The 17,668-nt window shown below is 51.8% G+C and carries 17 protein-coding genes; 11 read left to right on the forward strand and 6 right to left on the reverse strand.

The genetic code is table 11. The features are described 5' to 3' along the window. Positions 1–10: 10 nt before the first annotated feature. The 5 genes from MPHASIOC01_RS01665 to MPHASIOC01_RS01685 are packed head-to-tail and all read right to left on the reverse strand — an operon-like array spanning position 11 to position 4,451. Positions 11–730: an ABC transporter ATP-binding protein gene (locus MPHASIOC01_RS01665; RefSeq protein WP_064597810.1), complete on the reverse strand. Its 720-nt coding sequence runs from the start codon at positions 728–730 to the stop codon at positions 11–13. After that, positions 727–1,506 (reverse strand): ABC transporter ATP-binding protein, encoded by a 780-nt coding sequence (locus MPHASIOC01_RS01670; protein WP_064597811.1) that lies wholly within the window; start codon positions 1,504–1,506, stop codon positions 727–729. Before MPHASIOC01_RS01670 ends, MPHASIOC01_RS01665 begins: the two co-directional genes overlap by 4 nt. Continuing rightward, positions 1,503–2,390, reverse strand: coding sequence for a branched-chain amino acid ABC transporter permease (locus MPHASIOC01_RS01675; RefSeq protein ID WP_064597813.1), 888 nt, complete (start codon positions 2,388–2,390; stop codon positions 1,503–1,505). The genes MPHASIOC01_RS01670 and MPHASIOC01_RS01675 overlap by 4 nt, the downstream gene beginning before the upstream one ends. After that, positions 2,383–3,276, reverse strand: coding sequence for a branched-chain amino acid ABC transporter permease (locus MPHASIOC01_RS01680; RefSeq protein WP_064597815.1), 894 nt, complete (start codon positions 3,274–3,276; stop codon positions 2,383–2,385). Before MPHASIOC01_RS01680 ends, MPHASIOC01_RS01675 begins: the two co-directional genes overlap by 8 nt. Before the next feature lie 47 nt (positions 3,277–3,323). Further along, entirely contained in the window at positions 3,324–4,451 is a 1,128-nt protein-coding gene (locus MPHASIOC01_RS01685) for an ABC transporter substrate-binding protein (RefSeq protein WP_064597817.1), read from the reverse strand. A gap of 561 nt (positions 4,452–5,012) precedes the next feature. On the opposite strand from MPHASIOC01_RS01685, the gene MPHASIOC01_RS01690 reads away from it, so the two are divergent. From MPHASIOC01_RS01690 to MPHASIOC01_RS01705, 4 genes are all read left to right on the forward strand, one after another. Continuing rightward, a complete protein-coding gene (locus MPHASIOC01_RS01690) occupies positions 5,013–5,714 on the forward strand; it encodes a GntR family transcriptional regulator (RefSeq protein ID WP_064597819.1) in 702 nt (233 codons plus the stop codon). Between the two features lie 115 nt (positions 5,715–5,829). Further along, positions 5,830–7,008: a M20 aminoacylase family protein gene (locus MPHASIOC01_RS01695; protein ID WP_064597821.1), complete on the forward strand. Its 1,179-nt coding sequence runs from the start codon at positions 5,830–5,832 to the stop codon at positions 7,006–7,008. 2 nt (positions 7,009–7,010) lie between these two features. Then, positions 7,011–7,811, forward strand: coding sequence for a pyrroline-5-carboxylate reductase (locus tag MPHASIOC01_RS01700; protein WP_064597823.1), 801 nt, complete (start codon positions 7,011–7,013; stop codon positions 7,809–7,811). A gap of 28 nt (positions 7,812–7,839) precedes the next feature. Next, positions 7,840–8,223: a RidA family protein gene (locus MPHASIOC01_RS01705; protein WP_064597825.1), complete on the forward strand. Its 384-nt coding sequence runs from the start codon at positions 7,840–7,842 to the stop codon at positions 8,221–8,223. Between the two features lie 570 nt (positions 8,224–8,793). Here MPHASIOC01_RS01705 and MPHASIOC01_RS01710 read toward each other — a convergent pair. Continuing rightward, positions 8,794–9,588, reverse strand: a complete 795-nt coding sequence (locus MPHASIOC01_RS01710; protein ID WP_353613817.1) for an SDR family oxidoreductase — start codon at positions 9,586–9,588, stop codon at positions 8,794–8,796. A 677-nt stretch (positions 9,589–10,265) separates the two neighbouring features. Between MPHASIOC01_RS01710 and arnB the strand changes: the two genes are divergently transcribed. The 7 genes from arnB to arnF are packed head-to-tail and all read left to right on the forward strand — an operon-like array spanning position 10,266 to position 17,646. Further along, positions 10,266–11,405: a UDP-4-amino-4-deoxy-L-arabinose aminotransferase gene (gene arnB, locus MPHASIOC01_RS01715; protein WP_064597829.1), complete on the forward strand. Its 1,140-nt coding sequence runs from the start codon at positions 10,266–10,268 to the stop codon at positions 11,403–11,405. 9 nt (positions 11,406–11,414) lie between these two features. After that, positions 11,415–12,389: an undecaprenyl-phosphate 4-deoxy-4-formamido-L-arabinose transferase gene (arnC, locus tag MPHASIOC01_RS01720; RefSeq protein ID WP_064597831.1), complete on the forward strand. Its 975-nt coding sequence runs from the start codon at positions 11,415–11,417 to the stop codon at positions 12,387–12,389. Then, positions 12,386–14,368: a bifunctional UDP-4-amino-4-deoxy-L-arabinose formyltransferase/UDP-glucuronic acid oxidase ArnA gene (gene arnA / locus MPHASIOC01_RS01725; RefSeq protein WP_064597833.1), complete on the forward strand. Its 1,983-nt coding sequence runs from the start codon at positions 12,386–12,388 to the stop codon at positions 14,366–14,368. Before arnC ends, arnA begins: the two co-directional genes overlap by 4 nt. Next, a complete protein-coding gene (gene arnD / locus MPHASIOC01_RS01730; RefSeq protein ID WP_064597835.1) occupies positions 14,365–15,255 on the forward strand; it encodes a 4-deoxy-4-formamido-L-arabinose-phosphoundecaprenol deformylase in 891 nt (296 codons plus the stop codon). Before arnA ends, arnD begins: the two co-directional genes overlap by 4 nt. An 11-nt stretch (positions 15,256–15,266) precedes the next feature. Next, entirely contained in the window at positions 15,267–16,916 is a 1,650-nt protein-coding gene (gene arnT, locus MPHASIOC01_RS01735; RefSeq protein WP_353613818.1) for a lipid IV(A) 4-amino-4-deoxy-L-arabinosyltransferase, read from the forward strand. Continuing rightward, a complete protein-coding gene (arnE, locus tag MPHASIOC01_RS01740) occupies positions 16,916–17,251 on the forward strand; it encodes a 4-amino-4-deoxy-L-arabinose-phosphoundecaprenol flippase subunit ArnE (protein ID WP_064597837.1) in 336 nt (111 codons plus the stop codon). The genes arnT and arnE overlap by 1 nt, the downstream gene beginning before the upstream one ends. Then, positions 17,251–17,646, forward strand: coding sequence for a 4-amino-4-deoxy-L-arabinose-phosphoundecaprenol flippase subunit ArnF (gene arnF, locus MPHASIOC01_RS01745; RefSeq protein ID WP_353613819.1), 396 nt, complete (start codon positions 17,251–17,253; stop codon positions 17,644–17,646). Before arnE ends, arnF begins: the two co-directional genes overlap by 1 nt. Positions 17,647–17,668: the final 22 nt, after the last annotated feature.

Below are 17,668 nucleotides of genomic sequence, written 5' to 3' on the forward strand. Positions count from 1 at the left end.
ACTTTTCCTGTCAGGCGGCGCGGCCGCCAAAGTACAGTTCCCGCATCCGCGGATCGTTAAGCAGATCCCGGGCTTTACCCTGCATTGCCACTTTTCCCAACGCCAGCACATACGCCCTGTCAGAGATATGCAGCGCTTCCATGGCATTTTGCTCCACCATCAGAATAGTGACTTTCTCCTGACGGCGAATGGTTTGAATGGCGCTGAACACTTCGGTAAGCATTTTCGGTGACAATCCGGCTGAGGGCTCATCAAGCAGCAGCACGGAAGGCGATGGCATCAGTGCCCGGGCCAGTGCGAGAATTTGCCGTTCCCCACCAGAAAGCGCAGATGCCGGGGAGTGCCATTTCTTGTGCAACACCGGGTAATGTTCCGCCAGTTGTGCCATGCGCTGCCGACGCTGCCCTGGCGGTAAAAATTGCCCACCTGTTTGCAGGTTCTCTGCGACAGTGAGGTTATTGAAGACGTTATCCAGTTGCGGAACAAATCCCAGAGAACATTCGCGAATTTTGCGGTGTACCGGAATTTTTGCCGTTTCACGCCCTTCAATATCGACTCGTCCTTCGCGCGGCGAGACGAATCCCGCAATTGATTTCAGTAACGTAGACTTGCCGCAACCATTCGGTCCGAGCAGCGTGACAATTTCTGCCTGTGCAACATGTAATGAAATGCCGTGGAGAATATCGATACCAGGTGTGTAACCCGCCACCACGTTTTCCAGTGTTATCATACGGCCTCCTGCAGTGTCGCTGTGCTGCGCCCAAGATACGCATCCAGCACTTGCTGATTTTCCGCCAGTTCGTCCGGGCGGCAACTGGCGACAATCTGTCCTCTGTCCAGCACAATACAGCGCTGGCACAGGGTGTTGATAAAATGCATATCGTGTTCAATGACCAGTAAGGAAATCCCTTGCTGACTCAGGCGAACCAGGGTTTCTACCAGTTCCTGGCGCAGTTGTGGATGCACACCCGCCATCGGCTCGTCCAGCATCAGCAAAGCAGGGTTTCCCATCAGCGCGCAGGCAATCCCCAGCAGTTTTTTCTGCCCACCTGACAGCGCGGCGGCGGGAAGATCTTTGACTTTGGTCAGCAGTAAGGTATCGAGCAATTCACTGGCGCGGGCTTTGTCCTCCTGTTCAGCTTTGCGCCCGGAAGCCAGCCCCAGTAACCCGTTTATCAGCCCGTGTTGGCGGGTTCCTGCCGCCATCACCACTTCCATGACGCTCATCTTTTCTGGCATGACGGGCAACTGGAATGTCCGGGCAATCCCCGTCTGAATAATGCGGTGGCTTGCCATGCGGGCAATAGGGCGCCCATTAAACGTTATGCTTCCGCCATCTGGCCGGGTGAACCCGGAAATTGTGTTGAGCAGGGTGCTCTTCCCGGAGCCATTTGGCCCCAGCAGGCCGAGGATCTCACCTTTAACCACATTAAATGAGACAGACGACAGTACCTGGTTGCCACCAAAGGCTTTGCTGACGCCAGCCACTTCGAGTAAATGCGTCATGACAGAATCCTTAACTTTTCGGGGAGCAGACCAGCAGGTCTGGTCAGCAGACACAGTAGCAACGCAAGCCCTACCAGACCCAGGCGCAGCGCACCTGTTAAGTCCGGGCTAATGTGGAAATAATCTTTAGCAAAGGGAATGAAGTTATACAGGCCTTCCACTAACAGGACGCCCAGCAGAACACCACGGACATTGCCAATGCCACCAATCATCACCATGCTCCAGATAAGAAAGGTCTCTGAAGAGAGCAGGTAATCCGGGCTGACATAATCGGTGTACCAGGCCAGCAACATACCGGCGAGGCAGCACATAACTGCACTGCTCATCAACGCCCGGCATTTTAGCCAGGGCAGTGAATACCCCATGCACATGGCCAGCTGAGGTTGTTCGCGCATCAGGCGTAGGGCGCGGCCAAAGCGGCTGGAGCCGGTGCGCAGGCAGGCCAGTGTGGCGAGGATAACGGCCACCAGAATAATAACTGCGAAGATGCGGGTATCCACCACACTGTTACCGGTTGACCAGGGGGCAACCAGCCCACCGATGCCTTGCGCTCCGCCAGTCACGCTATCTTCGTTGACGATTGCGATGCGGATAATCTCCGCCAGCGCCAGAGTGGCTATTCCCCAGTAATCTGCGGTTAACTGGCGGCCCAACAGCGTCATCATGATGCTGATAACCATGGCGCACAGTATTCCGGCAGGCATCACTACCCACAATGGCAAACCAAACTGACTACCTAAGCCAATGGCATACGCACCAGTACCGACAAACACGATATGACCAAAGTTGAGCAACCCGGCATACCCCGCCTGTAAATTCAGCGCAAGTGCGACAATGGCATAGATGCCAGCCAGACAAAAAATATGCAGTAAAAACTCAGACACGGCGTACCTCGCGATTAAACAGGCCGTAAGGGCGTACCAACAGCGCCAGTAACAGAATGACAAACGAAGAGGCATTGACCCAGGTAACCGGAATAAACAGTAATTCCCCGCCGAACAGCCAGCTCCAGTCAATGTTAGTCACAAGGGTTTCGGTGCTGGCGATAAGTAATGCGCCGAAAATAGCGCCCATAGGGTTGCCCAGCCCACCCAGAATGGCAGCCGCCAGCACGGGCAGCATCAGGTCATTCCCCTGGTTGACCCAGGCACTGGCATTCATTGCCAGCATGCTTCCCCCCACGGCCGCCAGCATGCCTGCCACCAGGTTAACACTGTGGATAATGGCGCTGGCGTTTAATCCTGACGCTGCCGCCAGGTCGCGGTTGCTTGCCAGAGCGCGTATTGCGCGGCCTTGTGGTGTTTTGAACATCAGCACACTGAATACGGCAACCAGTACACCAGTGACCCCCAGGCTCCAGAGTTCATCTGAAGCGATGCGGGTATCACCAATTTGCCACAGTTCACCAATCGGCAGGGCGTAGTTGATTGGGGCTGATCCTTCGACCCCAAGCACCAGTGCAATCAGCACCATTGATACGGCCAGCGAACCAATCATGGCGTTAGCCGTACCGCCTTTTAACAATGGCTGAAATACCCAGTGATGCAACACCATGGAGAGCATGCCGCAAACGACCGCAGAAAAGACGATAGCCAGTGATAACGGCATACCCAGGTGAAGCCCGGCCGCTGTAATAAATGCGCCAACCATGGCGTATTGCATATGGGCGATGTTGGCAAACCGCACCAGCCCATACACCAGGCTTAATCCCAGCGCGACCAGTGATAAATCCGCTGTGCGAATCAATGTATCAATCAAAAACTGCAGCATGATTTCTCCCCAATGATGTAGCGTAAACAGGCATAAGAAACCGCCCGTTACCGGGGAACCGGTACGCCATTGCTGGCTTTAACTTTCAGGTATGGCTGGCTCTGGCGTTGGTTATCCGCATCCAGATCCAGTTTTCCGGTGATGCCGGTAAAACCGGGAGCTACCGCTTTCATGGCGGTAATCATTGCCGCCGGCTCAGCACTGTGTGCTTTGTTGATTGCAGCGGCGGCCAGCATGACGCTGTCCCAGGCATAACTGCCATATACTGATCGGGGTTTTTCATGGAATTTATTCTGGTAAAGCGTGGCGTAATTTACTCCGTTGCTGCCTGCCGCTTTCTGATCAATGCCCGCCACTTCCATTCCCATCTGGCCGTTAGTGTATTGTGCCGGAGAGCCGTCTATCGCCATGGTTAAATACATGCCGTACCAGGGGGTTTTATTCAGCCCCAGCTCCCAGGCTTCGCGGTTAAGCACAATGGCATCCTGGCCATAGCTGGTGTAAACGTAGGCTTGTGGGTGAGCGCGGGAAATTTGCTCCAGTTCGCGGCGATAAGAAGGCTGCCCACTGGTGTAAAGCACCTTAGCGACAACTTTGCCACCGGCTTTTTCAAATGCCTTAGTGAACTGTTCCGCCATACCCTGGCCATAAGCGCCATCCGGGGCAATAAAGGCCACTTTGTTGTAACCCAGTTGGTGCACGTCTTCAGCGGAGAAACGGGCTGAAAGGGAATCAAGGCCGATAACACTCCAGGAGGTTGCGCCAATGTTACGCACATCAGTGCTGGTGCCTGAAATATTGATATGCAGCAGGTGGTTTTTCACCAGGTATTGCCCAACAGGAATGGTGACACTGGAAGAAAAACTGCCAACCACCAAAGGGACGTGGTTAACCTGAGTCAGTTTACGTACGGCGTTAAGGCCGGTAACCGGGCTACCGGCAGAATCTTCAACGATAACGTGCAGCGGTTGCCCGTCCACGCCACCATGAGCGTTAATGTTTTCCACCGCCAGTTCAATGCCCCGGCGCTGGTCTTCACCAATACTGGCACTGGTACCGGTTAAGGGTAAAACTGCGCCAATATTCACATCAGCCAGTGCTGTGTGTGCCAAACCTAACAACGTCATGCCTGTTAATGCTGACAGAGTCATGCTCTGCCCAAAACGACTTTTCATGTTGGTTCTCCGGTTTATTGTTGCCGGCTCTTAAGGCCGGTGCTTTTCAGCCTTTGCAGCATTGCAAGGCTTCCCTGGTGAAGGCGAAAAGTAGTGCACCAAAAGTGAATGTAAAAGTGCATACACTTGTGTATTAAGCAAAGATAGTGCCAGGGAAGTTCATCACCGGATAACAGGCATGGTATTTTTGTGGGTTCAGGAAGAAATTAATGAATAAATACAATGGAGAGAATGTAAATAATAAATTTTGGCACTTATGGTTTTTTACATTAGTGGTTAACTGGCAGGTAAAATATCTGTGTGCAAAAGTGAATACACTTTGAATCATTTTGGAGCAGTCTTGCTACAAAATGGTGCATGGTAATGATTTAACAAGGAAATAAAAATACAAAATGCTTAATAATCAAAGGTTATTAGGTTATGAATAAGTGTATTCAATTTTGTGTTGAGTTGTTTTTTTTGCTGTGCTATCAATAAAAATATTCGGTGAAATAACCTGTGCCGCTGGTTTATTTATTCACATGGTGTGCGGCTGCGTTAAGGGAAAAGTAAGGGGATAATGTGGTTACTATTAAAAAGAAATCCCGTAGCGCCGACAGCGTAGAAAAAGTCTACGAGAAAGTGAAAGGGCTGGCGATTGATTACCACTTTCGCCCGGGTGAGAGGGTGAATGAAGTTGAGCTTGCCGCACAACTGGGTGTGTCACGTACCCCGGTGAGGGAAGCACTGAACCGGCTGGCTAAAGATGGCTTCATGAACTTCGTCCCTAATAAAGGGTTCTATTCACGCGATCTGACACCTGAAGGCGTCAGAGAGTTGTACGAAGTGCGCATGGTCATCGAACAATCCACTTTTCGCTTTGCCTGCCAGCGGGCGACGGACGACGAGATTGCGGCGACAACGGCTATCTGGGAAGAAGTAAGCCAGCATCGCCCGCCACAAAATGACCAGGACTGGGCCAAAATTGCTGAAATTGATGAGCGCTTCCATATGGAAATCGCCCGTATTTCTCATAACAGCCGGTTATACGAAATGCTCGACAGCCTCAATTCATTGAGCCGCTTCTTTCGGCGCATTGATTTAGAAACTCCCGTGCGGCGCAATAACGCGTATGACGAGCATGTCGATATTATTGCCGCATTACGCCAGCGCGATATTGAAAAAGGCGTGGCACTGATTGAACAGCATATTTCATTGAGTGCTGAGCATGCCATTGAAGTAACCAAAGAAGGTCTGGCCCGGATTTATTTCGGCAAACCCTGATATCTGCAGGGAAATTTACTGACCTGATGATCGAGCGAATGGAGCATCTGTTCGCGACAGCGATTTTATTCCTGTGCAACGCGCTGGCGTTGTGCAGTGACAATGCAGAGGAAATATGCAGCCAATTCCCGAAGATATTATTCAGCAGGCGATTACCTGGCGGCGTGAAATTCATGCCTGCCCGGAAATCGGTCTGCAGGAGTTTCGTACTTCAGCCAAAATCAGTGAGTTGTTGGAAACCTTCGGGCTTGAAGTGCATACCGGTATGGCTGGCACCGGGATTATTGGGGTGTTGCGCAATGGCGAAGGACCGGTAATTGGTATTCGTGCCGATATCGACGCGCTTCCCATCCAGGAAAACAATACAGCGGCGTGGTGTTCGGCTTCCCCCGGAACCATGCATGCCTGTGGTCATGACGGGCACACAGCAATATTGCTGGGGGCTGCTCGTTATTTAAGCCAGACCCGTGCGTTTCAGGGAACTGTCTGTTTTATCTTTCAGCCAGCAGAAGAAAATGCCGGTGGCGGCCGCCTGATGGTGGAGGAAGGGTTGTTTGACCGCTTCCCGATGTCAGCCGTTTACGCATTGCATAACTGGCCCGGTTTGCCTGTGGGAGAAGTGGCGGTGAACCCTGGGCCAATGATGGCCTCACAGGATAACTTTTTTATTACTCTCACCGGTGTTGGGTGCCATGCCGCTATGCCAGAAAAAGGCGCCGACCCGGTGCTCGCCGGTGCGCACCTGATTACAGCGTTGCAAACTATTACCACGCGACGTCTTTCCCCGCTGGACAGCGCTGTAATAAGCGTGACACAACTCCAGGCAGGTGAAGCGATTAATGTCGTTCCACAAACGATGCAACTTTCCGGAACGTTGCGCTGCCTGAGCCAGCGTGCACGCGCGCGGTGCCAGGCACTGATGGCGGATTATGTGGAGCAACTGGCCGGGCCGTTCGGGGTGCGTGGGGAAATTCACTGGGAATATGGCTACCCCGTTACTGTCAATCACGCGCAGCAGGCGGAAACCCTTGCCCGTGCAGCGCGCGGCACGCCAGGTATCACTCAGGTGCATACTCAACTTCCTCCTTCAATGGCTGCGGAAGATTTTGCCTACCTGCTCGAAGCCTGCCCGGGGGCTTACCTCTGGTTGGGGGCCGATGGCCCAACGCCCGGCGCTTCATTACATAACCCTTATTACGATTTTAATGACCAACTTATTGCCCCCGGTATTGGTCTTTGGGTATCGCTGGTTGAGCAGTCATTAAATCCTGTTGCTGTGAATTCAGAGGATTAACGATGAGCCAGATTCACTTTATTGGTGCCGGTCAGATGACCGAAGCTATTATTCGCGCGGCCCTGAAACGCGAAGCCGTCAACCCTGATGCAATTACGCTATCGGATATCGACCCTGAGCGGGTGGCAACGCTTAACGCTCGCTATGGGTTAAGCAATACGCAGGCCTTGCCCGATGCGCTGGCAGCGGCAGATTACATCGTAATCGGCGTACGTCCACAGGATGATATCCCGGGTGTTGCTCAGTTGATTAACCAGCACGCAAGTCCTCGGGCAACCGTGGTATCGATTATCGCGGGTGTGACGCTGGCCCGCCTGGCATTACTACTGGGGGAAAACCGCCCTGTGGCGCGAATTATTCCTAACACGCTGACTGACACGGGGCTGGGATACAGCGGGGTGGCGTTTAACGCTCACGTTGACAGTGCGCCGTTAATGCCGTTTCTGGAAAGCTTTGGCAAGGTCATGTTGCTGGAAGAGCGCCTGATAGACACCTTTACCGGGTTCGCTGTCGCCGGGGTGAATTATGTTTATTACTTTGTTGAAGCACTGGCTGATGCAGGTGTGCTGGCCGGGTTAACCCGCGCCCAGTCAACGCAAGTGGTGTGGGAAAATCTGGTCGGCGCTGTATCCATGCTGAAATTAACGGGTTGCCACCCGCGCCAGTTAATGGATATCAACAATTCGCCAGCCGGAGTGGGTATTAATGGTTTATATGAACTGAATAAGAGCGATTTTGCCGCTGGTTTGCAAAGCAGTGTGCTGGCGGCGGTGCGCCGTACTACTGAACTCTCGGGTCAATAATAATCTCGTTTTTAACAAGGTCGTGAATATGTCAGCAATTTCAACGTCAAAGGCACCTGCCGCAATTGGGCCTTATGTTCAGGGTGTGGATCTTGGTTCACTGGTGATGACTTCCGGGCAAATCCCGCTTAACCCGCTAACAGGTGAGATGCCTGAAGATATACAGCAACAAACCCGCCAGTCTCTGGAAAATGTTCGGGCAATTGTTGAAGCCAGCGGTTTACAGGTGGCAGATATTATAAAAACAACTGTTTTTGTTAAGGATCTCAACCATTTTTCTTTAGTAAATGCAGAGTATGAATCCTTTTTTCGTGAGCATCAGGCACCTTTCCCGGCGCGCTCCTGTGTGGAAGTGGCCCGGTTACCGAAAGATGCGGGTGTGGAAATTGAAGCGATTGCAGTACGCCGCTAATGCACAAGCCATTAACGGTGGCGTTGAACTACACCTGTGCCTTTCCATAAACACACTTAAGGGACTGGGCGGGTAAAAGGCACACGCCTCACGTATTTCCAACTGGCCGTATTGGTACCGGTGAATAGCTGCGTGCTGGTGGATGCTGGTTTTCTGTCGTAGCCAGGGAAGGCTATGCTGGCGGGCTATATAACGAAAAAAGCCGCCCGCAGGCGACTTCTTCCGGCTGTTCCCTCAGCGACCATCTGGTGAGAGACAGGCCAGCCTGGCCTGACGTTAAAATTAAGAAGACTTATGCGTAAAACAGACAGGGTTGTTTTTTTTAACTCATACAAAAAAATTGATTAATTTGTGTGCAGGTTTTTTGTCTGTGATTTGTGAACCATCGCATAAATTCTGGTTGAAGTGATCATAATAAAATTTTATGGAAATGAAAATGACATTTATTTGAGATTAGCCCTCAATAATTTTGAATGGATTGCGGTGATGTGGCTCTGTGAGTTAGCAGGCACCCGAAAATGCCTGTCAGTAGTTGCTGCGGGGGAACAGCGTGCTGTCCACGCTGTGCAATTACAGAATGTCGTCCACTACGCCGCCATCGACGCGCAGTGCGGCACCTGATGTGGCAGACGCCTGTTGCGAACAGATATACACCACCATATTAGCCACTTCTTCAACACTGGCTGCACGCTGAATCACGGAAGAAGGGCGGTGAGCCATGACAAACTCTTTCGCCAGTGTTTCCAGCGACTTGCCTGTCCGTTCAGCTTCATCTTTCATCATGGTGGCAAAGCCATCAGAAATCGTCGGCCCAGGCAGAACACTATTCACCGTAACGCCAGTACCGGCTACGTATTTTGCCAGCCCGCGCGCCAGAGCGAGTTGCGCGGTTTTGGTTACGCCATAATGAATCATGTCTGCCGGGATATTGCGGGATGATTCGGACGAAATAAACACCACTCGCCCCCAGCCTTGTTTTGTCATGGCCGGTAACAGCGCGCGTGACAGACGAACGCCAGACATCACATTGGTTTGCCAGTAATTTTCCCAGGTGGCGTCATCGGTTTCGTAAAAATCCTGCGGCCCGTAAATTCCTGCGTTATTCACCAAAATATCAACCGCGGGCAGTTGTTTCAGTAAGTTATCAACTCCGGTTGCATCCTGCAGATTAGCGGCCGCACCCTGTAATTTTGCACCAGGCACTGCATCCTGCAGCTTACGGGTAGCTTTCGCGACGCTCTCTTCACTGCGGCCATTCAGAATAACGGCTGCGCCGCTGGCAGCCAGTTCCTGGGCAATGGCAAAACCAATTCCACCTGTGGATGCGGTAACCAGTGCTGTTTTCCCCGAAAAATCAATTTTCATGGATTTATCTCCTGTGGTGAAAGTGCAGGGACGTTATGTCTGCAATGATGGTGCTGTTGCGCATGAGCTGGCATTGCGCGGGGCGGCATCGTGATAAAATCAATCTGGGATGTGGACGACGATGTGCGAGCCGGGCGTTTAATTGAGATTCTCCCTGGAGGGAAAATTCCTGCCGCACCGTTAAATGCCGTATATTTACATAGCCGCTTTTTAGCACCTCGCGTTAGGTTATTTGCTACTTTTCTTACTGAAAGAGTATCAAAATTATCAAGATGGTAATTATGGTAGTGGAATGGCGAAGTGATTAAATATCAATGATAAATGTGATGCCTGTCACGGTTTTTTGCCATTCATCACTGGGTTTTCGCTTAATTCTTTATATTTCCTTTAGTGTCATTTTATTACATGTGAAATATTTAAAAATACTCACAAATCATCTTGCAACTTTCTGATTTTTAATCAAACTTGATAGTGCTTACATGCGGAGCTGGTCAGTTTGGTTGGTAGCCCCACCTTAAGTCTTTTCTAAGAAACAGCTGTTAGTTTACTGCTGTTGAGGTGTGGTTGATACACGGATGCGCTTTGTTATAGCGCCATTTATCTAACCTGGAACAAAATAATAACTACGCATGTCTAAATGCGCACTTATTATTGGATGATAGTAAAGGAAACAATGCATGAGTGAGTTTCTGCCGTTCTCACGCCCGGCATTAGGCGAATCTGAACTGAGCGCAATTGCTGATGTACTTTCTTCGGGGTGGATTACCACTGGTCCGAAGAACGAAGCTCTGGAATCTGCTTTTTGCCGGTTGACAGGTAACCAACACGCGATTGCTGTCAGTTCGGCGACGGGTGGGATGCATGTCACCCTGATGGCTCTGGGTATTGGCCCGGGTGATGAAGTCATTACGCCTTCCCTCACCTGGGTGTCCACACTCAATATGATCTGCCTGTTGGGCGCTGAACCAGTAATGATTGATGTCGATAAAGACACATTGATGGTCACGCCTGAAGCGATAGAGGCTGCTCTGACTCCCCGAACCAAAGCGATTATTCCCGTGCATTATGCTGGTGCTCCTGCAGACCTTGACGCGATACGTGCATTGGGGAAAAAACATGGTGTTCCCGTGATTGAAGACGCGGCTCATGCGGCTGGCACATACTATCGGGGTGAACATGTTGGGCGCAGTGGTACGGCAATTTTCTCCTTCCACGCTATCAAAAACATGACCTGCGCGGAAGGTGGCCTGGTGGTCACCGATGACGAGCAACTCGCGCGGCAGATTCGCAGCCTGAAGTTTCACGGCCTGGGGGTCGATGCCTATGATCGCCAGACGCATGGGCGAGCTCCTCAGGCAGAGGTTATCAGCCCTGGTTACAAATACAATCTCACTGATATCAATGCGGCCATCGCTCTGGTTCAGCTTGACAAACTGCCGCAACTCAACCAGCGCCGCAAAGCCATTGCTGAACGTTACCGGCGTGAACTGGCGGATACACCGTATCAACCCCTGGCACTACCCGAATGGCCCCATGAACATGCCTGGCACTTGTTTATTTTGCGGGTGGATGAAGCACAGTGTGGGATTTCCCGTGATGCCTTAATGGCAGAGCTTAAAGCCCGCAATATTGGAACTGGTTTGCATTTCCGCGCCGCTCACACCCAGAAATATTACCGCGAACGCTTTCCAGAACTGGTGCTGCCAAATACCGAATGGAACAGTGCCCGTATTTGTTCTATCCCGTTATTCCCCGATATGACAGATGACGATGTCACCCGGGTGATTACTGCACTGCGCGACATTGCAGGTTGTTGAGGTTTAGTTATGTCCACAATACAAAAAGTCTCGGTGGTTATCCCGGTTTATAATGAACAGGAAAGCCTTCCCGAGCTTATCCAGCGCACAACAGCTGCCTGCCAGCAGTTGCCTTGCGACTGGGAAGTTTTATTAGTTGATGATGGTAGTAGTGATGACTCAGCCCGGTTAATGACCGAGGCCGCAAAGCAGCCCGGAAGCCATCTGGTGGCGGTATTACTCAACCGTAATTACGGTCAGCATTCCGCGATTATGGCCGGGTTCAGCCATGTGAGCGGTGATTTGATAATAACTCTGGATGCTGACTTGCAAAACCCACCGGAAGAGATTCCCCGCCTGGTAGCGAAAGCCAGCGAGGGTTATGACGTAGTGGGTACGGTACGGCAAAACCGCCAGGACAGCCTGTTCCGCAAAACGGCATCACGCATGATTAACCGTCTTATTCAGCGCGCTACCGGCAAAGCAATGGGGGATTACGGCTGCATGTTGCGTGCTTACCGCCGCCATATTATTGACGCCATGTTGCATTGCCACGAGCGCAGTACCTTCATTCCTATTCTTGCCAATACTTTTGCCCGCAAGACTGCGGAAATCCCGGTTCAGCACGCAGAACGCGAACACGGCGATTCTAAATACAGCTTTATGCGTCTTATTAACCTGATGTACGACCTGGTGACCTGCCTGACAACCACACCGTTACGTTTGCTGAGTGTGTTTGGCAGTGTTATTGCGTTGCTCGGTTTCCTGTTCGCTGTGCTGTTAGTAGCGCTGCGGCTGATCTTAGGCCCGGAATGGGGTGCAGAAGGGGTATTCCCGTTATTTGCCGTGTTGTTCATGTTTATTGGTGCCCAGTTTATTGGTATGGGGCTGTTAGGCGAATATATCGGGCGGATCTACAACGATGTCCGTGCCCGTCCCCGTTACTTTATTCAGCAAGTTGTGAGCAGTACTCATCAAGAATCTCAAGAGGATGAACAAGAATGAAAACCGTCGTGTTCGCGTACCATGATATGGGGTGTGTTGGGCTCAGCGCTCTGTTAGAGGCTGGCTATGAAGTCAGTGCTATTTTCACCCATCAGGACAACGCCGGAGAGAACCCGTTTTTTGGCTCTGTTGCGCGTATTGGCGCAGAGCGTGGCATCCCGGTATATGCGCCGGATGATGTGAACCATCCTCTGTGGGTTGACCGCATTCGGGCTTTGGCACCGGATGTGATTTTCTCATTCTATTACCGCAACCTGATTTGCCAGGACATTCTTGAATGTGCCCCGGCTGGCGCATTCAATTTACATGGTTCTTTATTGCCCAGGTACCGTGGGCGCGCGCCACTGAACTGGGTGCTGGTTAATGGCGAAACAGAAACCGGCGTGACACTGCACAAAATGATTAGCCGGGCTGATGCCGGGGACATTATTGCGCAGGCTGTTGTTGCCATTGCGCCAGAAGATAACGCACTGAGCCTGCATCACAAACTCACGGCTAAGGCTCGTGAGTTGTTGAACGATGTTCTGCCAAAAATTAGCGCGGGGAATGCACCTGGTCGCGCGCAGGATGACAGCCAGGCCAGTTATGTCGGCCGCCGCACACCGGAAGATGGCCGTCTGGACTGGAGCCGGGATGCCAAAGATTTACACAACCTGGTGCGTGCTGTTGCTCACCCCTGGCCCGGGGCATTCAGCTATGCCGGGATAACCCGCTTTGTGGTCTGGTCATCCCGTCTGGTTGATGGCTACCCTGCAGCGCGTGCGGGCAAGGTGTTATCTACCTCACCGCTGGTCGTCGCCTGTGGTTCCGGTGCACTGGAAATTGTCACCGGGCAGGCAGACAACGGGGTGTATATGCAAGGTGGGCAACTGGCCCAGACACTGGGTTTAGTTGAAGGCGCTATTTTAAGCCATGCGCCTGTCGTTGCTGCAAAACGTCGTACCCGGGTACTGATTCTTGGGGTTAACGGGTTTATTGGCAACCACCTGACTGAACGCCTGTTGCAGGATGAAAACTACGAAATCTTCGGGCTGGATATAGGTTCTGATGCTATCAGCCGCTTCCTCGATAACCCGCGTTTCCACTTTGTTGAAGGGGATATCAGTATTCATTCTGAGTGGATCGAGTACCACATTAAGAAGTGCGATGTTGTGCTGCCGCTGGTTGCAATTGCCACGCCAATTGAATATACCCGTAACCCACTGCGTGTATTTGAACTGGATTTTGAAGAGAACCTGAAAATTATCCGTGATTGCGTGAAATACAAAAAACGCATTATTTTCCCGTCTACTTCAGAAGTGTATGGCATGTGCACCGATCCGGTGTTCGATGAAGACCACTCGAACCTGATCGTTGGGCCAATTAACAAACAGCGCTGGATTTACTCTGTGTCCAAGCAATTACTCGACCGGGTGATTTGGGCTTACGGTGAGAAAGAAGGTCTGCGCTTTACCCTGTTCCGCCCGTTTAACTGGATGGGGCCACGTCTGGATAACCTGAATGCCGCGCGTATTGGTAGTTCTCGTGCTATCACACAGTTGATTCTGAACCTGGTTGAAGGCTCGCCTATCAAGCTTATTGATGGTGGTCGCCAGAAACGTTGTTTCACCGATATCAGCGATGGTATTGAGGCATTGTTCCGGATTATCCAGAACAAAGATGATAAATGTGACGGGCAGATTATCAACATTGGTAACCCGGAAAACGAAGCCAGTATTAAAGAACTGGCGGAGATGTTGCTGGCAAGCTTCGAGCGGAATCCACTGCGCAAACATTTCCCTCCATTTGCCGGTTTCCGTGAGGTAGAAAGCAGCACCTATTACGGTAAAGGCTACCAGGATGTTGAACACCGTAAACCCAGTATTCGTAACGCACAACGTCTGTTGGGGTGGACACCTGGCGTAGAAATGGAACGCACCATTGATGAAACGCTGGATTTCTTCCTGCGCACGGTGGAACTTCCGGAAGAGAAGGCATGAAACGCGTAGGTTTGCGAATTGATGTCGATACCCTGCGAGGAACCCGTGACGGGGTTCCTCGTCTACTGGAAAGCCTGGCCCGGTACCAAATACAGGCCAGTTTTTTCTTTAGCGTGGGGCCGGATAATATGGGCCGCCATTTGTGGCGGCTGGTAAAACCCAAATTTCTGTGGAAGATGCTGCGTTCACGCGCGGCTTCTTTGTATGGGCTGGATATCCTGCTGGCTGGTACCGCCTGGCCGGGAAAACTGATTGGTAAGGCTAACCAGCAAGTGATTCGTGAAACTGCCCGGCACCATGAAGTGGGTCTGCATGCGTGGGATCATTTTGCCTGGCAAACCTGGGCGGGTGTGTGGTCACAGGAAAAACTCGCAGACCATATTCGCCAGGGCAAAGACGCGCTGGAGCAGATTATTGGTGCGCCGGTTACCTGCTCCGCAGTGGCTGGCTGGCGTGCCGACCAGCGTGTAGTGGCCGCCAAACAACCGTTCGGCTTCCTCTACAACAGTGATTGCCGCGGTCGTATGCCGTTCACGCCAGTGCTGGATGATGGCTCCCGGGGGACAGTGCAAATCCCGGTCACCCTGCCAACCTGGGATGAAGTGGTTGGCCAGTCTGTTGATGCTTCAGGTTTTAACCGGTTTTTACTGGATAAAATTCACGCTGATAAAGGAGTTCCGGTTTACACCATTCATGCTGAGGTTGAAGGGATTATTTTTAACCCGCTCTTCGAACAACTTCTTGACCAGGCCCGGCGTGAGGGCATTGAGTTTTGCCCACTTTCCGCTTTATTGCCTGAAGATAGCTCGCTGTTACCTGCCGGGCAAATCTACCGAAATGAAATTGCTGGCCGTGAAGGCTGGCTGGGATGCCAACAACCTGTTTAACGGTAATCTTGATGAAATCAACAAAGACTCTGTTTGTGCTGCTGGCCTGCTACGCATTGTATTACCTGTTGCCCCTTGAGTTCCGCCTGTTATGGCAACCTGATGAAACGCGCTATGCCGAAATCAGCCGTGAACTGCTGGCGGCAGGAAACTGGGTGGATCCCCATTTTCTGGGAGTGCGTTATTTCGAAAAACCGATTGCCGGGTACTGGATCAATAACCTGAGCCAACTGTTATTTGGTCATAATAATTTTGCGGTGCGGTTTGGTTCGGTTTTTTCCATTACACTCAGTGCGCTGATGGTGGTCTGGCTGGCGAAACGAATCTGGAAAGATACCGCCACAGCCGTGATGTCCGGCGTTATTTTTCTCACCTGCTTTTTGGTGTATGGCATTGGGACCTATGCGGTTCTCGACCCAATGATAACGTTGTGGCTGACTGCGGCAATGTGCAGTTTCTGGATTGCCAGTGAAGCGCAGACCACCAGGGGAAAAATCGGTGGCTACCTGTTACTTGGCCTGACCTGTGGTATGGGCGTGATGACCAAAGGTTTCCTGGCACTGGCTGTGCCGGTGATAGGGGTTTTACCCTGGGTGGCGGTGCATAAACGCTGGAAAGAAGTGTTGATATTCGGACCGCTGGCAGTAATCAGCGCCACGTTAATTACACTGCCCTGGGCACTGGCCATCGCTCGTCTGGAGCCTGATTTTTGGCACTATTTCTTTTGGGTGGAACATATTCAGCGTTTTGCTGAGAGCAACGCCCAGCATAAAGCACCATTTTGGTACTATCTGCCTTTCATACTGGCCGGTACGCTGCCCTGGCTCGCTTATCTGCCAGGCGCACTGAAAGCCGGTTGGGTAAAGCGACACAGCCATTCTGGCGCGGTTTATTTGTTGGGCTGGGTGGTGATGCCGATTCTCTTTTTCAGTATCGCTAAAGGGAAATTGCCCACCTATATTCTCCCTTGCTTTGCCCCATTAGCCATTCTGCTGGCTCATTATGCCCAGGTGGCCTCGCCAGCTATTCGTCGTCTGAATGGCTGGATTAATATCGGCTTTGGGGGCGTGTGTGTGCTGGCGGTACTGGCAGTGCTGGCGCCTTTTGGTCTGGCAAAACACCCGCTCTACCAAACCACCGAGTTGTTTAAAGTGTTTTGTGCTGTGCTCGCCTTTGTATGTTGGGCGCTGGTTGGCTGGATTTCTTCCCGTGGCTGGCAACCACGCTGGCAACTGGCCGCATTATGCCCACTCGGGCTGGCGTTATTGATAGGTGCGGCGATCCCGGATCAGGTTATTGACTCTAAACAACCGCAAGCCTTTGTGGAAAATGTCCAAAGCGAACTGGCGGGAAGCCGCTATATTCTGAGTAATAATGTGGGAACGGCTTCTGCGATTGCCTGGAGCTTAAAGCGCAGTGATATCAATATGTATGGCTCTCCGGGTGAACTGCAGTATGGCATGAGCTACCCGGATGCCCAGGGGCGGTTGGTACAAACGGCGGACTTCCCCGCCTGGCTCAGCCAGCACCGCCAGCAAGGTAGTGTTGCACTGGTGATGCTGCTTTCGCGGCACGAAGTTGTTGGTGAGCAGGCTGTCCCCAAACCAGATGCGATTGTTCATCAGGGGCGCTTTGTCCTTTATCTGTATCACCAAAAATAATGGGTATTAGCGGAATAATTATTGCCAGCCTGCTCAGTTGCCTGGGGCAACTATGTCAAAAACAGGCAGCCTGTTTACCTTCAGGTTCAGCCGGGCGCCATCGTGCCTGGCTGTGGTTATTTATGGCGCTGGTCGCAATGGGGCTGGGGCTACTGGTGTGGCTGGTGGTACTGCAGTCAGTGCCGGTTGGCCTGGCTTACCCTATGATGAGCCTGAACTTTATCTGGGTTTCTTTGGCGGCACACTGGATCTGGGGCGAGCGTTTAACACCGCGGCACTGGCTGGGTATTGTACTGATTATTCTTGGAATTATTTTGCTGAGCGGTGGCGTGTAATGGGGTATTTGCTGGCTTTATGTAGCGTGTTATTAGTCACCGCGGCTCAACTGGCAATGAAGCTGGCTATGAGCCGTTTACCGGCCGTCTGGCCATTGCCTGATTTTCTTCTGGCTATGCTTCATATTGCACCAGGTAGCCTGTGGCTGGTGGCGGGGATTGGTGGCTATCTGGCTTCCATGGTGTGCTGGTATGGCGCACTGAAGAAACTGCCATTGAGTAAAGCCTATTCTCTGTTAAGCCTGAGCTACATATTAGTGTGGGCTGCGGCAATTTGGTTGCCCGGCTGGCACGATACCTTCTCCTGGCTCAATTTGCTGGGTGTGTTATCCATTATGGCAGGTGTTACGCTGGTTATCTGGCCGGGGGAAACTGTGGTGCGCCGCCAGCAGTAATTCACACCGAATAATCGAAGAA

This window comes from Mangrovibacter phragmitis, assembly GCF_040429585.1.
GTDB lineage: Bacteria > Pseudomonadota > Gammaproteobacteria > Enterobacterales > Enterobacteriaceae > Mangrovibacter > Mangrovibacter phragmitis.